We start from the raw sequence: 18,620 nt of genomic DNA, 5'->3' as shown, positions 1-18,620 counted from the left end.
TCGCCCCCCCCTCTCTAGTGATACGAGTGCACCGAGCCCGCTACTCGCCCGGTGGACCCGCACCGATCGTGCTCGGATGGACGCGGGCTGAACCGCCTCGCCGACACTCGTGCTGCTTGGCAATCGCACAGGCGGTTGCGCAAGGAAAACACCCTGCAAATACCCTGACGGAGATACCAACGATGAAATCCACTACTTCCCACGCGGTCAGCGCTGCCAGCCTCGCCCTCGCCCTGGGCGCTGCCCTGGCCATTTCCGCTGCGCCGCTGACCGCCCAGGCGGCCGACAACGAGAAGTGCTTCGGCGTGGCCATGAAAGGCAAGAACGATTGCGCGGCCGGCCCGGGCACCACCTGCGCCGGCACCGCGAAGATCGACTACCAGGGCAACGCCTGGAAATACGTACCGGCCGGCACCTGCGAGAAGACCGCCTCGCCGACCTCGCCCAGCGGCTTCGGCCAACTCGAGGCCTTCAAGGAAAAAGCCCAGGGCTGATGGCCCGGGAGCGCTGACGATGACCATTCTGACCCGCCTCGACGAGCACGCCAGCGCTCCCGCGAACCGTTTCCCGCTGCCCGTGCGAGCGGGCATCGGGCTCAAGTCGCAGCATTACCGGGAGATCCTCGAGAGCCGGCCCGATATCGGCTTCTTCGAGGTCCACGCGGAAAACTACATGGGCGCCGGCGGCCCGTTCCATCACTACCTGCAGCGGATCGGCGAAAACTACCCGCTCTCCCTTCACGGCGTGGGCCTGTCCATCGGCGCGGAGCATCCGCTCGACGAGCAGCACCTCGATCGCCTGGCGGACCTGATCGAACGCTACCAGCCGGCATCCTTCTCCGAGCACCTGGCCTGGTCCAGCCACGGCGGCCTGTTTCTCAACGACCTGCTGCCGCTGGCCTACGACGACACCACCCTGGCGCGTGTCTGCGAACATATCGACCGGGTGCAGACACGCCTGCGCCGGCCCATGCTGCTGGAAAATCCGGCGACCTACGTCGAGTTCTCCCGCTCGACCATGGACGAAGCGAGCTTTATCGGCGAGGTGGTCCGCCGCAGCGGTTGCGGCCTGCTGCTCGACGTCAACAACGCCTATGTCTCCAGCGTCAACCATCGGCGTGACGCCTACGCCTATATCCGAGCCCTGCCGCTGGCTGCGGTGGCCGAGGTGCATCTGGCCGGGTTCGCCGAGGACCGCGACGACACTGGCGCGCGCCTGCTGATCGACAACCATGGCGCCGCCGTGGACGCCGCGGTGTGGCAGCTCTACGCCCAGGTGCTGGAGCTGATCGGCGCGGTGCCCACCCTGCTCGAACGCGACCACGACGTGCCGCCGCTCGCGCTGCTGCTGCAGGAGGCCCGGCAGGCCGAACGGCTGCTCGAACGGCAACCTGGGCAAACGCAGCGGGTGCCGCGATGAACGACCAAGCGCAATTCGTCGCGGCGCTGCTCGATCCCGCGCAGCCCTGCCCGGCGCAGTTGACCAGCTGGAACGAGGCGCAGCCGAGCCGGCGCTTCGCGGTCTATCGCAACAACCTGATCGGCTCGCTGGTCGACGCGCTGGCGGACGGCTTCCCGGTGGTCCAGCAGCTGGTGGGCGAGGCGTTCTTCCGGGCCATGGCCCAGGTCTTCGTGCGCCAATCGCCGCCGCGTTCGGCGGTGATGCTCGATTACGGCGCGGACTTCCCGGCCTTCGTCGAGGGCTTCGAGCCTGCCGGCGGTCTGCCGTACCTGGCCGACGTCGCCCGTCTCGAACGCCTGCGCAGCCGCGCCTACCATGCCGCGGACAGCCCGGCGCTGGACGCCGCCGCCCTCGCCGGCGCCCTGGCCGAGCCGGACCGGTTGGCGAGCCTGGTGTTCCAGCTGCACGCCTCGGTCGCGGTGCTCGCCTCGCGCTTCGCTGTGGTATCGCTCTGGGCAGCCCACCAGGGCCTGCTCGATATCACGCGGGTCGGTCCCTACGGCGCGGAGTCGGCGCTGGTCCTGCGCCATGGCCTGGAAGTCGAGGTGATCGGCCTGCGCGCCGGCGACGCGACCTTCATCCAGGGTCTGCAGGTGGGCATGCCGCTGGGCCGCGCCGCCGAGCGGGCGCTGGACGAGGACCCGGCCTTCGACCTCAGCGTCCCCCTGGCACAGCTGATCCGCACCGGCGTGATCGGCGACTATCACTACGCCACCGACAGGCACCGCATATGAACGACTCGACACGACTCGCACCCGCAGCCTGGCCCATTCGCCTGGTGCTGCACGGCATCGACCTGTGCCAGCGGATCCCCTACAGCCTGGTCGCCCTGCTCGGCCGCTTCGCGATCGCCGCGGTGTTCTGGAAATCCGGGCAGACCAAGATCGAAGGGCTGGCCATCGATATCGTCGCCGGCAGCGTCGAGCTGGGCTGGCCGAAGCTCTCCTCCTCGGCCATCCCGCTGTTCGCCGAGGAATACCGGGTGCCGCTGCTGCCGCCCGAGCTGGCCGCCTACGCTGCGGCATTCGCCGAGCACCTGTTCCCCGTGCTGATCCTGCTCGGCCTGGCCACGCGCTTCTCGGCCCTGGCCCTGCTGGGCATGACCCTGGTGATCCAGCTGTTCGTCTATCCGGACGCCTACCCGACCCACGGCATCTGGGCGGCCGTCCTGCTGCTGTTGGTCAGCCGCGGTCCCGGCGCCATCGCCCTCGACCGGCTGATCGCCAGGCACTACCGCGCCGCCTAACGAGCCGGCGCGGCTTGGGGCTCAGATGCCGCTGCGCCCCGGCTCCTCGGGCGCTTGCTCCTCCTCGAGGTCCTCCAGCTTGAGTTCCAGGCCCCAGTCGCCGGCAGCGGCGGTCTTTCCCGCAGGGGACGCCGGCCCGGCCGTGGCGGCTGAGCGTCCGGCATTGGCCGGATTCTCGCGATGCAGCTTGAGCTTCAGGCGTACGTTGTTCGCCGAATCGGCGTTCTTCACCGCCTCCTCCTCGTCGATCGCGCCTTCATGGACCAGGTCGATCAGCGCCTGATCGAAGGTCTGCATGCCGAGGTTCTTCGATTTCTCCATGATCTCCTTGAGCTCGGAGAACTCGTTGCGCTTGATCAGTTCGCGCACCGTCGGCGTGCCCAGCATCACCTCCACCGCCGCGCGGCGCTTGCCGTCGGCCGTCTTGACCAGGCGCTGGGAAACGAACGCCTTGAGGTTGTTGCCCAGATCGTTGAGCAGCTGCGGGCGGCGCTCCTCGGGGAAGAAGTTGATGATGCGGTCCAGCGCCTGGTTGGCGTTGTTCGCGTGCAGGGTGGAGATCGCCAGGTGGCCGGTGTCGGCGAAGGCCAGCGCGTGCTCCATGGTCTCGCGGTCGCGGATCTCGCCGATCAGGATCACGTCCGGCGCCTGGCGCAGGGTGTTCTTCAGCGCGGCGTGGAAGCTGCGGGTGTCCACCCCCACCTCACGCTGGTTGATGATCGACTTCTTGTGCCGGTGCACGTACTCGACCGGGTCCTCGATGGTGATGATGTGCCCGCCGCTGTTGCGGTTGCGGTAGTCGATCAGCGCCGCCAGCGAGGTCGACTTGCCCGACCCGGTGCCGCCGACGAACAGCACCAGGCCGCGCTTTTCCATCACCGTGCTGAGCAGCACCTCGGGCAGCTTGAGGTCCTCGAAACGGGGGATGTCCAGCTTGATGTTGCGCGCGACGATCGACACCTCGTTGCGCTGCTTGAAGATATTGATGCGGAAACGGCCAACGCCGGCCAGGGAGATGGCCAGGTTCATCTCCAGCTCGCGCTCGAATTCCTCGCGCTGGGCGCTGTCCATGATCGACTCGGCGATGGCTGCCACGTCGCCGGACTTCATCGGCTCCTGGCTGAGCGCCTTGAGCACGCCGTTGAACTTGGCGCAGGGCGGCGCCCCGGTGGACAGGTAGAGATCGGAACCATCCTGCGTGGACAGGATTTTGAGCATTGCTTGAAGGTCCATGGCGGGGGTTTCCGGGAGTCAGGATTGAAATACCATAGGCCAGGATTCACCGGCGCAGGGCTCGGCTGAACAGACCTTGAAATTGGCGCCATTCTGCTGGCGCCGGCAATGCTGGCACAATATCAGCCCGGCAAAATTGAGGAACCCGTCATGGCAAAGGCAATGGCCCGCCACATCCTGGTCAAGACCGAAGCCGAAGCGCTGGCGCTGAAGAAACGCCTCGCCGCCGGCGAAGCCTTCGATGTGCTGGCGCGCAAGTATTCGACCTGCCCGTCCGGCAAGAAAGGCGGCGACCTCGGCGAGGTGCGCCCGGGACAGATGGTGCGTGCGGTGGATCAGGTGATCTTCAAGAAGCCGCTGCGCGAAACCCATGGCCCGGTGAAGACCCAGTTCGGCTATCACCTGATCCAGGTGTTCTATCGCGACTGATCGGGTCGGCCTGCAAAAGCCCGGCAAAAGCGCTAGAATCGCGCCCTTTTGCGCATCGTGCGCCCGCCTCGCAGGACAAAGCCTTGATCTCCACCGCCAATATCACCATGCAGTTCGGCGCCAAGCCGCTGTTCGAGAACGTTTCCGTCAAGTTCGGCAACGGCAACCGCTACGGCCTGATCGGCGCCAACGGCTGCGGCAAGTCGACGTTCATGAAGATCCTCGGCGGCGATCTGGAGCCTTCCGCCGGCCAGGTGATGCTCGAGCCCAACGTGCGCCTCGGCAAGCTGCGCCAGGACCAGTTCGCCTACGAGCAATTCACCGTCATCGACACCGTGATCATGGGTCATGAGCGCCTGTGGCAGGTCAAGGCCGAGCGCGACCGCATCTACTCGCTGCCCGAGATGAGCGAGGAAGACGGCATGAAGGTGGCCGAGCTCGAGGGCGAATTCGCCGAGATGGACGGTTACACCGCCGAATCGCGCGCCGGCGAGCTGCTGCTCGGCCTGGGCATCCCGCTGGAGCGGCACTTCGGCCCGATGAGCGAAGTGGCGCCGGGCTGGAAGCTGCGCGTACTGCTGGCCCAGGCGCTGTTCTCCGACCCGGAAGTGCTGCTGCTCGACGAGCCGACCAACCACCTGGACATCAATACCATCCGCTGGCTGGAAAACGTGCTGGTGCAGCGCAACAGCACCATGATCATCATTTCCCACGACCGCCACTTCCTCAACTCGGTCTGCACCCATATGGCGGACCTGGACTACGGCGAGCTGCGCCTGTTCCCCGGCAACTACGACGAGTACATGACCGCCGCGACCCAGGCGCGCGAGCAGTTGCTGGCCGACAACGCCAAGAAGAAGGCGCAGATCGCCGAGCTGCAGACCTTCGTCAGCCGCTTCTCGGCCAACGCCTCCAAGGCCAAGCAGGCCACCTCGCGCGCCAAGCAGATCGACAAGATCCAGCTGGCCGAGGTCAAGCCGTCCAGCCGCGTCAGCCCCTTCATCCGCTTCGAGCAGAACAAGAAACTGCACCGCCAGGCCGTGACCCTGGAGAACGTCAGCAAGGGCTTCGACGGCACGCAGCTGTTCAACGGCCTGAGCCTGCAGATCGAGGCCGGCGAGCGGGTCGCCATCATCGGCCCCAACGGCATCGGCAAGACCACCCTGCTGCGCACCCTGGTCGGCGAACTGGCGCCCGACCGCGGCGCGGTGAAATGGACCGACAGCGCCGAGGTCGGCTACTACGCCCAGGACCACGCCCACGACTTCGAGGCCGACGAGACCCTGTTCGACTGGATGGGCCAGTGGACCCAGGGCGAGCAGAACATCCGCGCCGCGCTGGGGCGCATGCTGTTTTCCTCCGACGAGATCCAGAAGTCGGTCAAGGTGCTGTCCGGTGGCGAGCAGGGGCGCATGCTGTTCGGCAAGCTGGCCTGCCAGAAGCCCAACGTGCTGGTGATGGACGAGCCGACCAACCACCTCGACATGGAGTCCATCGAGGCGCTCAACCTGGCGCTGGAAAACTACCCGGGCACCCTGCTGTTCGTCAGCCACGACCGCGAGTTCGTCTCCTCGCTGGCCACGCGCATCATCGAGCTGTCGGAAAGTGGCGTGAGCGATTTTTCCGGCAACTACGACGACTACCTGCGCAGCCAGGGCGTGATCGTATAACGCCCCCTGCGCTCGCCCGCGAGCCGGACGAACCAAGCCCCGCATCCTTCGATGCGGGGCTTTTTTATTTTCCAGACTACACCCGTGCAGAGCATGGTAAAGCGCCGGTCGACAGGCTGCCCGGCCACGCACCGCGGCATGCACTCGGAACTGGCGGAAGACATAAACAGCGCCGAACGCAAACGGGGCTGCCGATGCAGCGGCAGCCCCACAGCGGCGTCGACCTCAGGCACCCTGCCCCGTCACAGCAGCATGGCGGCGGCCCAGCCGAATGCCAGCAGCGGCAGGTTGTAGTGCAGGAAGGTGGGCACCACGCTGTCCCAGATATGGTTGTGCTGGCCGTCGACGTTAAGCCCGGCGGTCGGCCCGAGGGTCGAGTCGGACGCCGGCGAGCCGGCATCGCCGAGGGCGCCGGCGGTGCCGACGATGCAGACGATGGCCAGCGGGCTGAAGCCCAGCTGCACGCCCAGCGGCACGAAGATCGCCGCGATGATCGGGATGGTGGAGAACGACGAGCCGATGCCCATGGTCACCAGCAGGCCGACCAGCAGCATCAGCAGCGCGCCGACCGCCTTGTCGTGGCCGATCAGCGCGGCGGCGCCGTCGACCAGGGTCCTGACCTCGCCGGTGGCCTTCATCACCTCGGCGAAACCGGCGGCGGCGATCATGATGAAACCGATCATCGCCATCATCTTCATGCCCTCGGTGAACAGCCCGTCGGCCTCCTTCCAGCGCACCACGCCGGACACCGAGAAGATCACGAAGCCGGCCAGGGCGCCGATGATCATCGAGTCCAGCCACAGCTGCACGACGAACGCGGCGGCGATCGCCACGCCGGCCACCAGCAGGCTCAGCGGGTTGTACTGCGCATCCACGCGCTCGGCCTGCTCGATCTTCGCCAGGTCGTAGACGCGCTTGCCGCGGTAGCTGAACAACACCGCCACCAGCAGGCCGCACAGCATGCCCAGCGCCGGGATGGCCATGGCCCGGGTGATGCTCACCCCGCTGGTGTCCACCCCGGACTTGGCCACGTTGGCCAGCAGGATGTCGTTGAGGAAGATGCCGCCGAAGCCCACCGGCAGGAACATGTAGGGGGTGATCAGGCCGAAGGTCAGCACGCAGGCGATCAGGCGGCGGTCGAGTTGCAGCTTGCTCAGCACGTAGAGCAGCGGCGGCACCAGCAGCGGAATGAAGGCGATATGGATCGGCAGGACGTTCTGCGAGGCGATCGCCACCACCAGCAGCACAGCGATCAGCAGCCACTTGAGCAGCCCGCCGCCGGCCGCGTCCTGCTGGCCGATCAGCGCCAGCGCCTTGTCCGCCAGGGCATGAGCCAGCCCGGACTTGGCGATGGCCACGGCGAAGGCACCGAGCAGCGCATAGGACAGCGCCACCGTGGCGCCGCCGCCGAGGCCCTGGTTGAAGGCACTCAGCGTGCCCTCCACACCCAGGCCGCCGAGCAGGCCGCCGACCAGCGCGCCGACGATCAGCGCCACCACCACGTGCACCCGGCCCAGGCTGAGGATCAGCATGATGCCGACCGCCGCTATTACTGCGTTCATAAACCGCTCCACCTGCACAAAGCCCGGCACGGGCGCCGGGCCAAAAAAGCCGCGTACTCTGCCGCATGCGACCACAGCTGTCAAAAATGCAAACGTTCAGAATTTCGAGCAAAGCGTGCATAATCCCGACCCCGCATGCACGCCGATCAAGAACGCCACCGGCGCACCGATAACCAGCTGTAGTCCATCGAAGAAAGGAACGCCCCATGCTGTTCAGCCGTCTTTCGATCCAGTGGAAGATCACTCTGCTCGCCGGTCTTTGCCTACTCGCCATCGTCACCCTGCTGGTGGGCGCCTCGCAGTACCAGTCCAGCCGCAGCGCCAGCCTGGTGCGCGAGGCCTCGTACGGCATGCTGGAGGAAAGCGCCAGGCTGCGCCTGCAGGCGCGCGGTGAACTGCAGGCGATCCGCATCCAGCGCTACTTCATGGACGCCTATCAGTACGGCAAGGGTTTCTCGCGGCAGATCCTGTTCCTGCGCGAGCAGGCGGAGAAACGCTTTCTCGATGCCTTCGACCTGCGCGAGGACCTGACCCGCCAGGTGCGTACCAGCCTGGAGGCCAACCCGGCGCTGCTCGGCCTATACCTGGTGTTCGAGCCCGACGCGCTGGATGGCAAGGACGAACTGTTCGCCGACCAGGCCGAGCTGGGCAGCAATGATGCCGGGCGCTTCTCGCTGTACTGGGCGCAACCCACCCCCGGTCAGCTGGAATCCGAGTCGATGACCGAGGAGCTGCTCGGCGACACCACCCCCGGCGCCAACGGCGTGCCCTACAACGCCTGGTACACCTGCCCGCGCGACAGCCGCCAGGCCTGCGTGCTGGAGCCCTACTACGACGAAGTCGGCGGCCAGAAGATTCTGATGACCAGCATCGCCTTCCCGCTGGAGCTGGACGGCAAGGTGATCGGCGTGATGGGCGTCGACATCAGCCTGGCCAGCCTGCAGCAGCTCAGCCTGGAGGCCAATCGCCAGCTCTACGACGGCCAGGGCCATATCAGCATCTTCAGCCCCACCGCCCTGCTCGCTGGCCACAGCCGCGACCGCGCGCTGCTCAGCCAGCCGGTGGACAACGCCTACGGCGAACATGCCGGCGAACTGCGTGGCCTGATCGAGGCCGGCAGCGCCGCGGAACTGGATCACGGCGAGATGATGCGGGTGCTCAGTCCGTTCAAGCCGATCCCCGAGGCCCAGCCCTGGAGCGTGCTGCTGGAGGTGCCGCAGCCGGTGCTGCTGGACCGAGCCATCGAGCTCGGCAACCAACTCGACCAGCGCCGTGCCGGCGACAGCCTGGCGGCCCTGCTGCTCGGCCTGCTGGCGGTGCTCGCCGGGCTGCTGCTGATGTGGCTGACCGCACGTGGCGTGACCCGGCCGATCATCGGCGTAGCCGCCATGCTCAAGGACATCGCCAGCGGCGAGGGCGACCTCACCCGCCGCCTGCAATATTCCCGGCAGGACGAGCTGGGCGAGCTGACCGGCTGGTTCAACCGCTTCCTCGACAAGCTGCAGCCGATCATCGCCGACGTCAAAAGCAGCGTGCTCGACGCCCGTGGCACCGCCGACCAGTCCGCCGCCATCGCCAGCCAGACCAGCGCCGGCATGCAGCAGCAATATCGTGAGGTGGATCAGGTGGCCACCGCCTTCCAGGAGATGAGCGCCACCGCCCAGGACGTCGCGCACAACGCCGCCCAGGCCGCCGAGGCGGCGCGCAACGCCGACCAGGCCAGCCGCGAGGGCCTGCAGGTGATCGGCCAGACCACCAGCAGCATCGAGCTGCTGGCCAGCGAGATGAACCTGGCCATGCAGGAGGTCGAGGGCCTGGCCAGCAGCAGCGAGCAGATCGGCTCGGTGCTCGAGGTGATCCGCGCCATCGCCGAGCAGACCAACCTGCTGGCGCTCAACGCCGCCATCGAGGCCGCCCGCGCCGGCGAGGCCGGGCGCGGTTTCGCCGTGGTCGCCGACGAGGTACGCAACCTGGCCAAGCGCACCCAGGACTCGGTAGAGGAAATTCGCCAGGTGATCGAGGGGCTGCAGAGCGGCACCCGCGAAGTGGTCAGCAGCATGCACAGCAGCCATCGCCAGGCCCAGGGCAGCGTCGAGCAGGTGCAGCAGGCGGTGGCGGCGCTGCAGCGCATCGGCCAGGCGGTCAGCCTGATCACCGACATGAACCTGCAGATCGCCAGCGCCGCCGAGGAACAGAGCTCGGTGGCCGAGGAGATCAACCGCAACGTTGCCTCGATCCGCGACGTCACCGAAGCCATCAGCAGCCAGGCCGAGGAATCGGCGCAGGTCAGCCAGAACCTCAACCGCCTGGCCAACCACCAGCAGGGCCTGATGGACCAGTTCCGCGTCTGATGCGAAGCGGCCGTCCTTGCGGCGGCCGCGACCCAGGGTCTGCGCCGCTGCGTAGGGTGGATGACGCTCTACCCATCCACCAGGACCGAGCGAAGGGTAAGCGGTGGATGAAAAGAGCGTCATCCTTCCTAGCTGCGCCCTTGCGATACGGGGCGGCCTTGGCCTAGCCTGCGCATCCTTCTGCGCCATGCCGCCCGCCAGGGGATGCATCGGCGCAGGGCCTTATTTCTGATTAGGGAATCACTATGCTGAATATCGCCTTGGTCGCCGGTTCTGGTCGCAACAACAGCCAGTCCGGCAAGGTGGCGCGGGCACTGCGCCAGCGCCTGATCGAACTGGAGCAGACCACGCCCGAGCTGTGCAACATCGTCGACCTGGGCCTGGCCCCGCTGCCGCTGTGGCCCGCCGAGGACAGCGGCCCCTGGGAGCTGTACCGCCAGCAACTGGCCGCCGCCGACGCGGTGGTGATCATCGCCCCGGAGTGGAACGGCATGGCCTGCCCGGCGATCAAGAACTTCTTCATCTACGCCAGCAAGGCCGAGCTGGCGCACAAGCCGGGCCTGCTGGTCGGGGTGTCCTCCGGCATCGGAGGCGCCTATCCGATCAGCGAACTGCGCGCCTCCAGCTACAAGAACTGCCGCCTGTGCTACCTGCCGGAGCACCTGATCGTGCGCCAGGTGGAGAAGGTGCTGAACGGCCCGCAGGCGGTGGACGAAGCCGATCAGCGCATCCGCGCGCGCATCGACTACGCCCTCGACGTGCTGGTGCGCTACGCCCGCGCCCTGCAGCCGGTGCGCACGGCCATCGGCTTCGACAACCCGGCCTTCGCCAACGGCATGTAGCGCCGCCCCCCGTTTACCCGCGGCCCTCAGCGCCGCGGGAGACGGACTGCGACCCGCAGCCCGCCCAGCGGGCTGTCCTGCAGTTCGATACGGCCGCTCCAGGCCTCGACTATGTCACGCACTATGCCAAGCCCCAGGCCGTGCCCGGCCACCTGCTCGTCCAGGCGGGTGCCGCGGCCGAGCACCGCCTCGCGGCGTTCGGCGTCGATGCCGGGACCGTCGTCGTCGACGCACAAACGATAGCCCTCGGCGCCCTCTTCGATCGACAGCCGTACCCGTCGTTCGGCCCATTTGCAGGCGTTGTCCAGCAGGTTGCCGAGCAGCTCCAGCAGATCCTCGCGATCCCAGGGCAGCATCAGCCCGGGCGGCGCCTGCCAGTCCAGGCTCAGGCCGCGGTCGTGGATCATCGCCAGGGTGGCGAACAGCCCGGGCAGCTCCTGCGCGCAGTCGAAACGCGCCCCCGGCAGCGCCTCGCCGGCCAGGCGCGCGCGGCCGAGTTCGCGGCTCAGGCGCTGCTCGATCTGCGCCAGTTGCTCGCGCAGACTGGCACGTAGCGCCGGGTGCGCCGCCAGCTCGTCGCGCCCGGCCAGACTGGTCAGCACAGCCAATGGCGTCTTCAACGCGTGCCCGAGGTTGCCCAGGGCATTGCGCGAGCGCTTGAGGGTGTCCTCGGTATGCGCCAGCAGGCGGTTGGTCTGCGCCACCAGCGGCTCCAGCTCCTCCGGCACCTCGGTGTCCAGTTCGCTGCGCTGGCCCTGCTGCAGCTGGGCGATCTGCTGGCGTACCCGCTCCAGCGGGCGCAAGGCGCGGCGTACGGTATAACGCTGGGCGATGAGGATCAGCAGCAGCGCCGCACCGCCCATGCCCAGTCCCAGCCACTGCATGCGCCGGAAGCTGCGCAGCACCGGTGCATAGTCCTGGGCGACGCTGATCGACAGGTTCTCGCCATAGCGGCGGTAGTCGGCGCGGTACACCAGCAGGCGTTGGCCGTGCGGTCCGTCGCCCAGCTCGGCCTGCATCCCCGGCCCATCCGGGCGGAGCAGTTCGCGGTCCCACAGCGAACGCGAGCGCCAGCTGCGGTCCTCGAAATCGATACGGAAATAGTGGCCAGAGAACTGCCGCTGGAAGGAGGGATCGAGGCGTCGCTCGTCCAGTTGCAGGCCGGCCGGGCCACGCACCAGGGCAGCGAGCAGGCCCTGCGCCTCGTCGCGCAGGTCCTCCTGCAGGTAGCTGCGCAGACCGCGGTCGAAGGCCCAGAGGCTGGCTTGTGCGAGGATCAGCCCGACCAGCAGCAGGGCGCCGGCCAAGCCGAGGCTGAGCCGGCGCTGGATCGACCTCACCCGCCCTCCCCGCCGAACCTGTAGCCCTGGCCGCGGCGCGTCTCGATCACACCGCGCCCCAGCTTGCCGCGCAGGCGATTGACCAGCACCTCGATGACGTTGGAGTCGCGCTCGGTCTCGCCGTCGTAGAGATGATCGGCCAGGCGGTTCTTGGACAGGATCTGCCCTGGGTTCAGCATGAAATAACGCAGCAGGCGGAACTCGGCGGCGGTCAGGTCGACGGCCGCGCCGCCCGCCGTCACGCACTGGCGGCTCTCGTCCAGTCGCAGGCCGGCGGCCTCCAGCTGCGGCTGGTTGGCCAGGCCGTGGGCACGGCGCAGCAGCGCCTGGATGCGCAACGCCAGCTCTTCGGGATGAAAGGGCTTGGTCAGGTAGTCGTCGGCGCCGGCCTTGAGCCCTTCGATGCGCTCGGCCCAGGAGCCGCGCGCCGTCAGCACCAGCACCGGGGTGGTCAGGCCAGCGGCACGCCATTGCTGCAGCACCTCGAGGCCAGGCAGGCCGGGCAGGCCGAGGTCGAGCACGATCAGGTCGTAGGGCTCACTGGCGCCCTGGTGCACGGCGTCGCGGCCGTCGGCCAGCCAGTCCACCGCGTAGCCCTGGCGGCTCAGACCGGCCATCAGCTCGTCGGCCAGGGGAACGTGGTCCTCCACCAGCAACAGGCGCATCAGTCGTCTTCCTCGTCCTTCAGGATGCGCCCGTCGCGGGCGTCTAGTTCCAGTTCGCGTACCACGCCGGTGGTGGTGAGAATTTCCACCTCGTAGACCAGTACGCCGTCCTCTTCCTCCAGCTCGGCCTCCAGCAGCGTGGCGCCGGGATAGTGCCGTTCCAGGCGCTGCATCAGCTGCTCGAAGGGCATGATCACGCCCTCGCGACGCAGGCGCAACGCCTCGTCCTGATCGAGATCGCGGGCCGGCAGCGGGCCGGCGACCAGGGCGCAGGCCAGCAACAGGGACAGGGCAGTGGCGTTATGGCGGATCATCAGTCGTCCTGGTAGTTCTTCAGGGTTTCGCCGCTGCTGGCGTCCAGCTCCAGGTCCCAGCGCACGCCGGCAGGGTCGCGCAGCTCGACCTGATAAATGTAGCGGCCGTATTCCTCTTCCAGCTCGGTTTCTTCGATGCGCGAGCCCGGATGCAAGGCCAGCGCGGCCTGGTCGAGCCGCTCGAGCGGCTGGATCAGGCCAGCCTCACGCAGGCGCAACAGCTCCTGCGGCCCCAGGTCGCGAGCATGGGCAAGCAGGCTGGCGCTGGCAAGTGCGGCGGCACCGAGCAGGCCGAACGATGGATGCATGATGTCCTCCGGGGAATGTTTAGCTGCCTGCCACTCTAGAGCCGGGCACTTAACCCAAGCTGAATCCGGGGCGCATCATTCAGCCGCTGAAGTCGCTTGGCCTGCTCCGCGGCGCCTCTATAATCGCCAGCTTGCGTGAAGGAGAGGAACATGAGCGCGATCCATATCAAGTCCCCTGCCCTGACCCTCAAGGCCGGGCGCCGGGCCCTGGCGCGGATTCGCCAGCATGGCCTGAACCCGGCGGACGTCGGCATCCTGCCCGGCGCCGCCGGCGGTCCCAAGGGCATCGGCATACAGGGTCTGGATCTGGCGCTGTTCGGCGACTGGCTGCCGCGCGCGCCGCGCGAACGTGCGCTGATCGGCGCCTCGATCGGCTCCTGGCGCTTCGCCAGCGCCTGCCTGCCGGACCCGGCAGCCGGCATCCGCCGCCTCGGCGAACTCTATACCTCGCAGCGCTTCGCCAAGGGCGTGAGCATGGCCGAGGTGTCGGACAGCTGCCGGCGCATGCTCCACGAGTTGCTGGAGGACCAGGACGGTGCGGTCATCGCCAACCCGCACCATCGCCTGCATGTCGTGGTGGTGAGAAGCCACGGCCTGCTGCAGCACGACCACCGCGGCAAGCTGGGCCTGGGCCTGTCGTCGGTGATCGGCAACAACCTGCTGGCCCGCCAGCGCCTGGGCCGGCATTTCGAGCGGGTGATCCTGCACGATGCGCGGCAGGCGCCGCCGCTGGCTCAGTTGAGCGACTTCCGCTCGCACTTCCATGCCCTCACCACGCAAAACCTGCGCCACGCCCTGCTGGCGTCCGGCTCGATTCCCATGGTGATGGAGGCGATCCGCGAGATTCCCGGGCTGGAGCCTGGCGCCTATCGCGACGGCGGTCTGCTCGACTACCACCTCGACCTGCCCTACAGCGGCGCGGACATCGTGCTCTACCCGCATTTCACCGACCGGGTGATTCCCGGCTGGTTCGACAAGGGCATGCCCTGGCGCCGGGGCGATCCGACCCGCCTGCAGGACGTACTGCTGCTCGCCCCATCGCCCGACTACCTGGCGCGCCTGCCGCATGGCAAGCTACCGGACCGTAGCGACTTCAAGCGCTACCTGGGCGACGACGCCGGCCGCGAGCGCTACTGGCGCCAGGCAATGGCCGAAAGCGCGCGGCTCGGCGACGAGTTCCTCGAACTGGCGGAAAGCGGCCGCCTGGCCGAACGCCTGCAGCCCTTGTAGCGAGGCGGCAAGCGCGTCACACCGGCGCGGCGAATCAGGGAGGATGCATGAAGCTGGCAGTGGCGATCATTCACGGTATCGGCAACCAGCCCGATGGGCTCGACCACGAAGGCCAGCATGCCTTCGCCCAGGGACTGATCCAGGGCCTGCGAAGGCAGCTGGGCGACGATGCCCGGCACGTCGCGTTCCAGACCCTGTATTGGGCCAGCGTGCTGGACAAGCGCGAGCAGGCCTTTCTCGAGCGCCTCGAGCACCTGCCGGTACGCTGGCGTCGGCTGCGCCGCCTGGTCACCCTGTTTCTCGGCGACGCCGCCGGCTACCGCAAGGTCAGCGAGGCCTACGACACCACCTATCAGGAAGTACATCAGTGCCTGCGCCACGGCCTCGCCGCCTTGCGTGCGCAGGTCGACCCGCGTACGCCGCTGCTGGTGCTGGCCCACTCGCTGGGCGGGCACATCTTCTCCAACTTCGCCTGGGACCAGCAGAAACTCAACGCCACGCCCAGTTGCCCGCTCGACCCCTTCCTGGCCCTGGAGACCTTGGCCGGCATCACCACCTTCGGCTGCAACATCCCGCTGTTCACCTTCGCCTACGACCGCGTGCAGCCGATTCGCTTTCCCGGCTACTGCCTGGACCAGGCCGTGCGCCGAGAGGCGCGCTGGCTTAACGTCTACGCTCCGGCCGATCCGCTCGGCTATCCTCTACGCGCCGTGCCGGCCTACGCTGCGGTGGTGCACGAGGACCGCGCCCTGCCCGTCGGCCCCTGGTACAAGCGCCACACGCCGCTGAGCCATTTCGCCTACTGGCACGACCGCGCCTTCCATCGCTACCTGGCGCGGCAGATCGCGCAGCTGCTCGAGGCCTGCGACGCCGCGCTCGGGCAGACCTGATAAACTGCGCGGCTCAAGGCCCGGTCTCGGGCCATCCGACGCGAGCGCTGTACTGTGGAATTGTTCAAAGAGTTCATCTTCGAGGCGGCCCACCGCCTACCCCACGTGCCGGAAGGCCACAAATGCGGCCGCCTGCATGGCCACTCCTTCCGCGTCGCCCTGCATATCGAAGGCGAAGTCGACCCCTATACCGGCTGGATCCGCGACTTCTCCGAGATCAAGGCGATCTTCAAGCCGATCTACGAACAGCTCGACCACAACTACCTGAACGACATCCCCGGGCTGGAAAACCCCACCAGCGAGGTGCTCGCCAAGTGGATCTGGCAGCAGGTCAAACCCCTGCTGCCGGAGCTGTCGCGCGTGCGCATCCACGAGACCTGCACCAGCGGCTGCGAGTACCGCGGCGACTGAACGGCACCGCGGCTGGCCGGGCCGCATCCTAGGGCGCGGCGAACACCTCGGCGAACAGGTCGTGCATCGCCTGGAACGCCCGCGCCGCCACCAGCGGGTGGTACTCGTTGCGCCCCGGCACATTGGCCAGCGGGTTGGTGAACGAATGCACCGCGCCACCATAGCTGACCAGCTGCCAGTCCTTCTTGGCCGCCTTCATCTCGGCGACGAAGGCGTCGACCTGCGCCTGCGGCACCGCCGGGTCGTCCGCACCGTGCAGCACCAGCACCGGCGCCTGGATGTTCCGCGCGTCGGCCGGGTTGGGCGTATCCAGGTTGCCATGGAAGGACACGAAGCCCTTGAGCGGCGCGCCTGAGCGCGCCAATTCGAGCACCGCGCCACCGCCGAAGCAGAAGCCGATGGCGCCGAGCCTGGAGTCGTCCAGCGCTACCGTGGATTTCTGTGCCTTGAGCACCTCCACTGCGGCCTGGGCGCGCTTGCGCATTAGGCCGCGGTCGCCGCGCAGCGCACCGGCCGCGGTGCCGGCCTCCTCGGCGTTGCTCGGGCGGATGGCCTTGCCGTACATGTCGGCCATGAAGATCACGTACTTGTCGCCGGCCGCCCGCGCGGCCTTCTTCGACGAGTCCTGGTTGACGCCCAGCCAGTTGGGCACCATCACCAGACCGGGACGCGGCGCGGTCACCGAATCGTCGTAGATCAACATGCCCTCGAAGGCCTCGCCGTCGATCTCGTAGGGCACCGGCTTGACCACCACGGCGGCTTCGGCGAAGCCGAAGGACCCGGCCAGCAACAGGGGAATCAGGGATACTCGCATGGCTCACTCTCCTTGGAATCGCTTATCGATCGCCCAGAAAAGGTAGCTGCATTCGCCGCCGCGGGCAGAAAAAAGGCCGCCTCGAGGGCGGCCTTGTGTGCATCGGCGATACGCCTCAGGCCGAGGCGGTCTGGCGCAGGACAAGCACGCGATCGAGGCTCGCCGCCAGTGCCATCGTCACCAGCACCGGCACCAGCCAGCCCAGGCTCTGGTCGGCCAGCGGCAGCTGGGCGAACCAGGCCGGCACCCGCTCGCCCCAGCCGGCCGCGGCTATGCCGTCGGCCAGACCGAAGACCAGGGTCACCGCCATCACCGGCACGAACACCAGCGATTGGGAAACCCACAGGCGATTGGCCAGGCTCAGCGCGACCAGCACGATGGCCAGCGGATAGAGCCCCACCAGCACCGGCACCGACACGCTGATCAGCTGGGTCAGGCCCTGGTTGGCCACACCCAGGCTGAACAGGCCGAAGACGATCACCACGCTGCGGTAGGAGACCGGCAGCAGGTTGCTGAAGAACTCGCCGCAGGCCGTCAGCAGGCCGACGGCGGTGGTCAGGCAGGCCAGGGTGATGACCACCGCCAGCAGCAGGCTGCCGGTGGTGCCGAAGGTGTGCTGTACGTAAGTGGTCAGCACCTGCACGCCATTCTGCGCATCGCCGGCGATGCCCTGGCTGGTGGCGCCGAGGTAGAACAGCGCCAGATAGACCAGCGACAGGCCGATGGCCGCGATGATGCCAGCGACCACCGAGTAGCGGGTGATCAGCCTGGCGTCGGTCACGCCGCGGTCGCGGATGGCGCTGGCGATGACGATGCCGAACACCAGTGCACCGAGGGTATCCATGGTCAGGTAGCCCTGCAGGAACCCCTGCACCAGCGGCGCCTCGCGATAGCTGTCGGCGACCACGCCGATCCCGCCGGCCGGGGCGAACAGCGCGGCACCACCGAGCACCAGCAGCGCGGCCAGCAATACCGGGGTGATGAACTTGCCGATGCGATCGACCAGCTGTCCGGGGTTCAGCGAGAGGAACAGTACCGCGGCGAAGTACGCCAGGGTGTAGAGCAGCAGCGCCAGGCCCTCGTTACCGGTGAACGGCGCGATTCCCATCTCGAAGGACACCACGGCGGTACGCGGGGTGGCGAACAGCGGGCCGATGGCCAGGTAAACCGCCACTGCGAGGATCGCCCCGGCGATCTTGCCCAGCGGCGCGGTCAGGCGCTCCATGCCGCCGCCGACGCGGGCCAGGGCGACCACGGTGAGCAGCGGCAGGCCGACGCCAGTGAGCAGAAAGCCCAGAGCCGCCGGCAGCAGGTTCTCGCCTGCCGCCAGACCCGCGCTGGGCGGAAAGATGATGTTGCCGGCGCCGAGAAACAGCGCAAATGTCATGAAGCCGAGGGCCAGAAGGTCCGAGCCTTGCAAACGAGTCATAAGGGGAAATACCACGAGCAGAAATCGAAGAGTTGCGGAGGTTTCCGTAAGGGATCGGGGAAACGTCGCCCAAGCGTTTGGCTCGAACCACTGCTGGCGTCGCCAGGCGCTTATGGCGCCACGGACACGCGATAGTTGCGATACTAACGAAAACTGCCGTGTAGCAGCACAGTTGGCGGACGAGCTGTCGAACTGGCGCAACTGACTGTCGCATGCTCGACAGTCGCGCGGCTCCGGCAGCAACTGCCCTGCCCGCCTGCCTCCCTACAGGAGCGAAGGGGCGGCGTTCCGCTCTATTCGCGATTCAGCGCGAACTTCGCCGATGAATAACCAGCCCATGGGATGTCGCAAGGCACCTGCGTAGCCTCTGCCACCGGCTACCTCCTGGCGCGCACGACACAGCCTACAAGCCGTCAGCACAGGAA

The 18,620-nt window shown here is 67.6% G+C and carries 19 protein-coding genes and 1 pseudogene; 12 read left to right on the top strand and 8 right to left on the bottom strand.

Features of this window, described 5'->3' with window-relative positions:
* The first annotated feature begins 182 nt into the window (after positions 1-182).
* Genes ACUTAF_RS07390 through ACUTAF_RS07375 form a run of 4 tightly spaced genes read left to right on the top strand, consistent with a single transcriptional unit; the run spans position 183 to position 2,707 of the window.
* Positions 183-494 carry a BufA1 family periplasmic bufferin-type metallophore gene (locus ACUTAF_RS07390; protein WP_445579360.1) on the top strand — a complete coding sequence of 104 codons (312 nt, stop codon included), beginning with the start codon at positions 183-185 and terminating at the stop codon, positions 492-494.
* Positions 495-513: 19 nt separating this feature from the next.
* Positions 514-1,419 carry an MNIO family bufferin maturase gene (bufB, locus tag ACUTAF_RS07385; RefSeq protein WP_445579359.1) on the top strand — a complete coding sequence of 302 codons (906 nt, stop codon included), beginning with the start codon at positions 514-516 and terminating at the stop codon, positions 1,417-1,419.
* Positions 1,416-2,195 carry an HvfC/BufC N-terminal domain-containing protein gene (locus ACUTAF_RS07380; RefSeq protein ID WP_445579358.1) on the top strand — a complete coding sequence of 260 codons (780 nt, stop codon included), beginning with the start codon at positions 1,416-1,418 and terminating at the stop codon, positions 2,193-2,195. The genes bufB and ACUTAF_RS07380 overlap by 4 nt, the downstream gene beginning before the upstream one ends.
* Complete coding sequence (locus ACUTAF_RS07375; RefSeq protein WP_445579357.1) at positions 2,192-2,707, top strand: DoxX family protein; 516 nt, start codon at positions 2,192-2,194, stop codon at positions 2,705-2,707. The genes ACUTAF_RS07380 and ACUTAF_RS07375 overlap by 4 nt, the downstream gene beginning before the upstream one ends.
* Before the next feature lie 21 nt (positions 2,708-2,728).
* Here the strand turns inward: ACUTAF_RS07375 and ACUTAF_RS07370 are convergent, their stop codons facing one another.
* On the bottom strand, positions 2,729-3,940 hold the full coding sequence (locus tag ACUTAF_RS07370) for a PilT/PilU family type 4a pilus ATPase (protein WP_445579356.1): 1,212 nt from the start codon (positions 3,938-3,940) through the stop codon (positions 2,729-2,731).
* Between the two features lie 150 nt (positions 3,941-4,090).
* Between ACUTAF_RS07370 and ACUTAF_RS07365 the strand changes: the two genes are divergently transcribed.
* Positions 4,091-4,369 (top strand): peptidylprolyl isomerase, encoded by a 279-nt coding sequence (locus ACUTAF_RS07365; protein ID WP_445579355.1) that lies wholly within the window; start codon positions 4,091-4,093, stop codon positions 4,367-4,369.
* A gap of 83 nt (positions 4,370-4,452) precedes the next feature.
* Positions 4,453-6,039, top strand: a complete 1,587-nt coding sequence (locus tag ACUTAF_RS07360; protein ID WP_445579354.1) for an ABC-F family ATPase — start codon at positions 4,453-4,455, stop codon at positions 6,037-6,039.
* 242 nt (positions 6,040-6,281) lie between these two features.
* On the opposite strand, the gene ACUTAF_RS07355 is transcribed toward ACUTAF_RS07360, so the two are convergent.
* On the bottom strand, positions 6,282-7,601 hold the full coding sequence (locus ACUTAF_RS07355) for a Na+/H+ antiporter family protein (RefSeq protein WP_445579353.1): 1,320 nt from the start codon (positions 7,599-7,601) through the stop codon (positions 6,282-6,284).
* Positions 7,602-7,807: 206 nt separating this feature from the next.
* On the opposite strand from ACUTAF_RS07355, the pseudogene ACUTAF_RS07350 reads away from it, so the two are divergent.
* The 3 genes and pseudogenes from ACUTAF_RS07350 to ACUTAF_RS07340 form a co-directional block, all read left to right on the top strand.
* Positions 7,808-9,094 (top strand): annotated as a pseudogene (locus ACUTAF_RS07350) (methyl-accepting chemotaxis protein); the annotation flags it as partial.
* A gap of 102 nt (positions 9,095-9,196) precedes the next feature.
* The gene (locus ACUTAF_RS07345) at positions 9,197-9,952 is read left to right on the top strand and encodes a methyl-accepting chemotaxis protein (protein ID WP_445582417.1); all 756 of its coding nucleotides are present in this window, start codon (positions 9,197-9,199) and stop codon (positions 9,950-9,952) included.
* A 245-nt stretch (positions 9,953-10,197) separates the two neighbouring features.
* The gene (locus ACUTAF_RS07340; RefSeq protein WP_445579352.1) at positions 10,198-10,794 is read left to right on the top strand and encodes an NADPH-dependent FMN reductase; all 597 of its coding nucleotides are present in this window, start codon (positions 10,198-10,200) and stop codon (positions 10,792-10,794) included.
* Positions 10,795-10,820: 26 nt separating this feature from the next.
* Here the strand turns inward: ACUTAF_RS07340 and ACUTAF_RS07335 are convergent, their stop codons facing one another.
* The 4 genes from ACUTAF_RS07335 to ACUTAF_RS07320 are packed head-to-tail and all read right to left on the bottom strand — an operon-like array spanning position 10,821 to position 13,421.
* Positions 10,821-12,134, bottom strand: a complete 1,314-nt coding sequence (locus ACUTAF_RS07335; protein WP_445579351.1) for a sensor histidine kinase — start codon at positions 12,132-12,134, stop codon at positions 10,821-10,823.
* Positions 12,131-12,799, bottom strand: a complete 669-nt coding sequence (locus ACUTAF_RS07330) for a response regulator transcription factor (RefSeq protein WP_445579350.1) — start codon at positions 12,797-12,799, stop codon at positions 12,131-12,133. Before ACUTAF_RS07330 ends, ACUTAF_RS07335 begins: the two co-directional genes overlap by 4 nt.
* Positions 12,799-13,113 carry a PepSY domain-containing protein gene (locus ACUTAF_RS07325; RefSeq protein WP_445579349.1) on the bottom strand — a complete coding sequence of 105 codons (315 nt, stop codon included), beginning with the start codon at positions 13,111-13,113 and terminating at the stop codon, positions 12,799-12,801. The genes ACUTAF_RS07330 and ACUTAF_RS07325 overlap by 1 nt, the downstream gene beginning before the upstream one ends.
* Complete coding sequence (locus ACUTAF_RS07320) at positions 13,113-13,421, bottom strand: PepSY domain-containing protein (protein ID WP_445579348.1); 309 nt, start codon at positions 13,419-13,421, stop codon at positions 13,113-13,115. Before ACUTAF_RS07320 ends, ACUTAF_RS07325 begins: the two co-directional genes overlap by 1 nt.
* Positions 13,422-13,571: 150 nt before the next feature.
* Between ACUTAF_RS07320 and ACUTAF_RS07315 the strand changes: the two genes are divergently transcribed.
* From ACUTAF_RS07315 to queD, 3 genes are read left to right on the top strand one after another with little or no spacing between them, the layout of a single operon-like run.
* Positions 13,572-14,651 (top strand): patatin-like phospholipase family protein, encoded by a 1,080-nt coding sequence (locus ACUTAF_RS07315; protein ID WP_445579347.1) that lies wholly within the window; start codon positions 13,572-13,574, stop codon positions 14,649-14,651.
* 47 nt (positions 14,652-14,698) lie between these two features.
* Positions 14,699-15,541, top strand: a complete 843-nt coding sequence (locus ACUTAF_RS07310; RefSeq protein WP_445579346.1) for a hypothetical protein — start codon at positions 14,699-14,701, stop codon at positions 15,539-15,541.
* 54 nt (positions 15,542-15,595) lie between these two features.
* Positions 15,596-15,952: a 6-carboxytetrahydropterin synthase QueD gene (queD, locus tag ACUTAF_RS07305; protein ID WP_021444059.1), complete on the top strand. Its 357-nt coding sequence runs from the start codon at positions 15,596-15,598 to the stop codon at positions 15,950-15,952.
* A gap of 28 nt (positions 15,953-15,980) precedes the next feature.
* Here queD and ACUTAF_RS07300 read toward each other — a convergent pair whose 3' ends face one another.
* Both ACUTAF_RS07300 and brnQ read right to left on the bottom strand, forming a co-directional pair.
* Positions 15,981-16,766 (bottom strand): dienelactone hydrolase family protein, encoded by a 786-nt coding sequence (locus ACUTAF_RS07300; RefSeq protein ID WP_445579345.1) that lies wholly within the window; start codon positions 16,764-16,766, stop codon positions 15,981-15,983.
* A 115-nt stretch (positions 16,767-16,881) separates the two neighbouring features.
* Positions 16,882-18,195 (bottom strand): branched-chain amino acid transport system II carrier protein, encoded by a 1,314-nt coding sequence (gene brnQ / locus ACUTAF_RS07295; RefSeq protein WP_445579344.1) that lies wholly within the window; start codon positions 18,193-18,195, stop codon positions 16,882-16,884.
* Positions 18,196-18,620: the final 425 nt, after the last annotated feature.

It is taken from the genome of Pseudomonas sp. SP16.1 (assembly GCF_052682975.1).
Note: the sequence above shows the minus strand (reverse complement) of the source record. Positions and strands in the feature narration are given on the sequence as shown.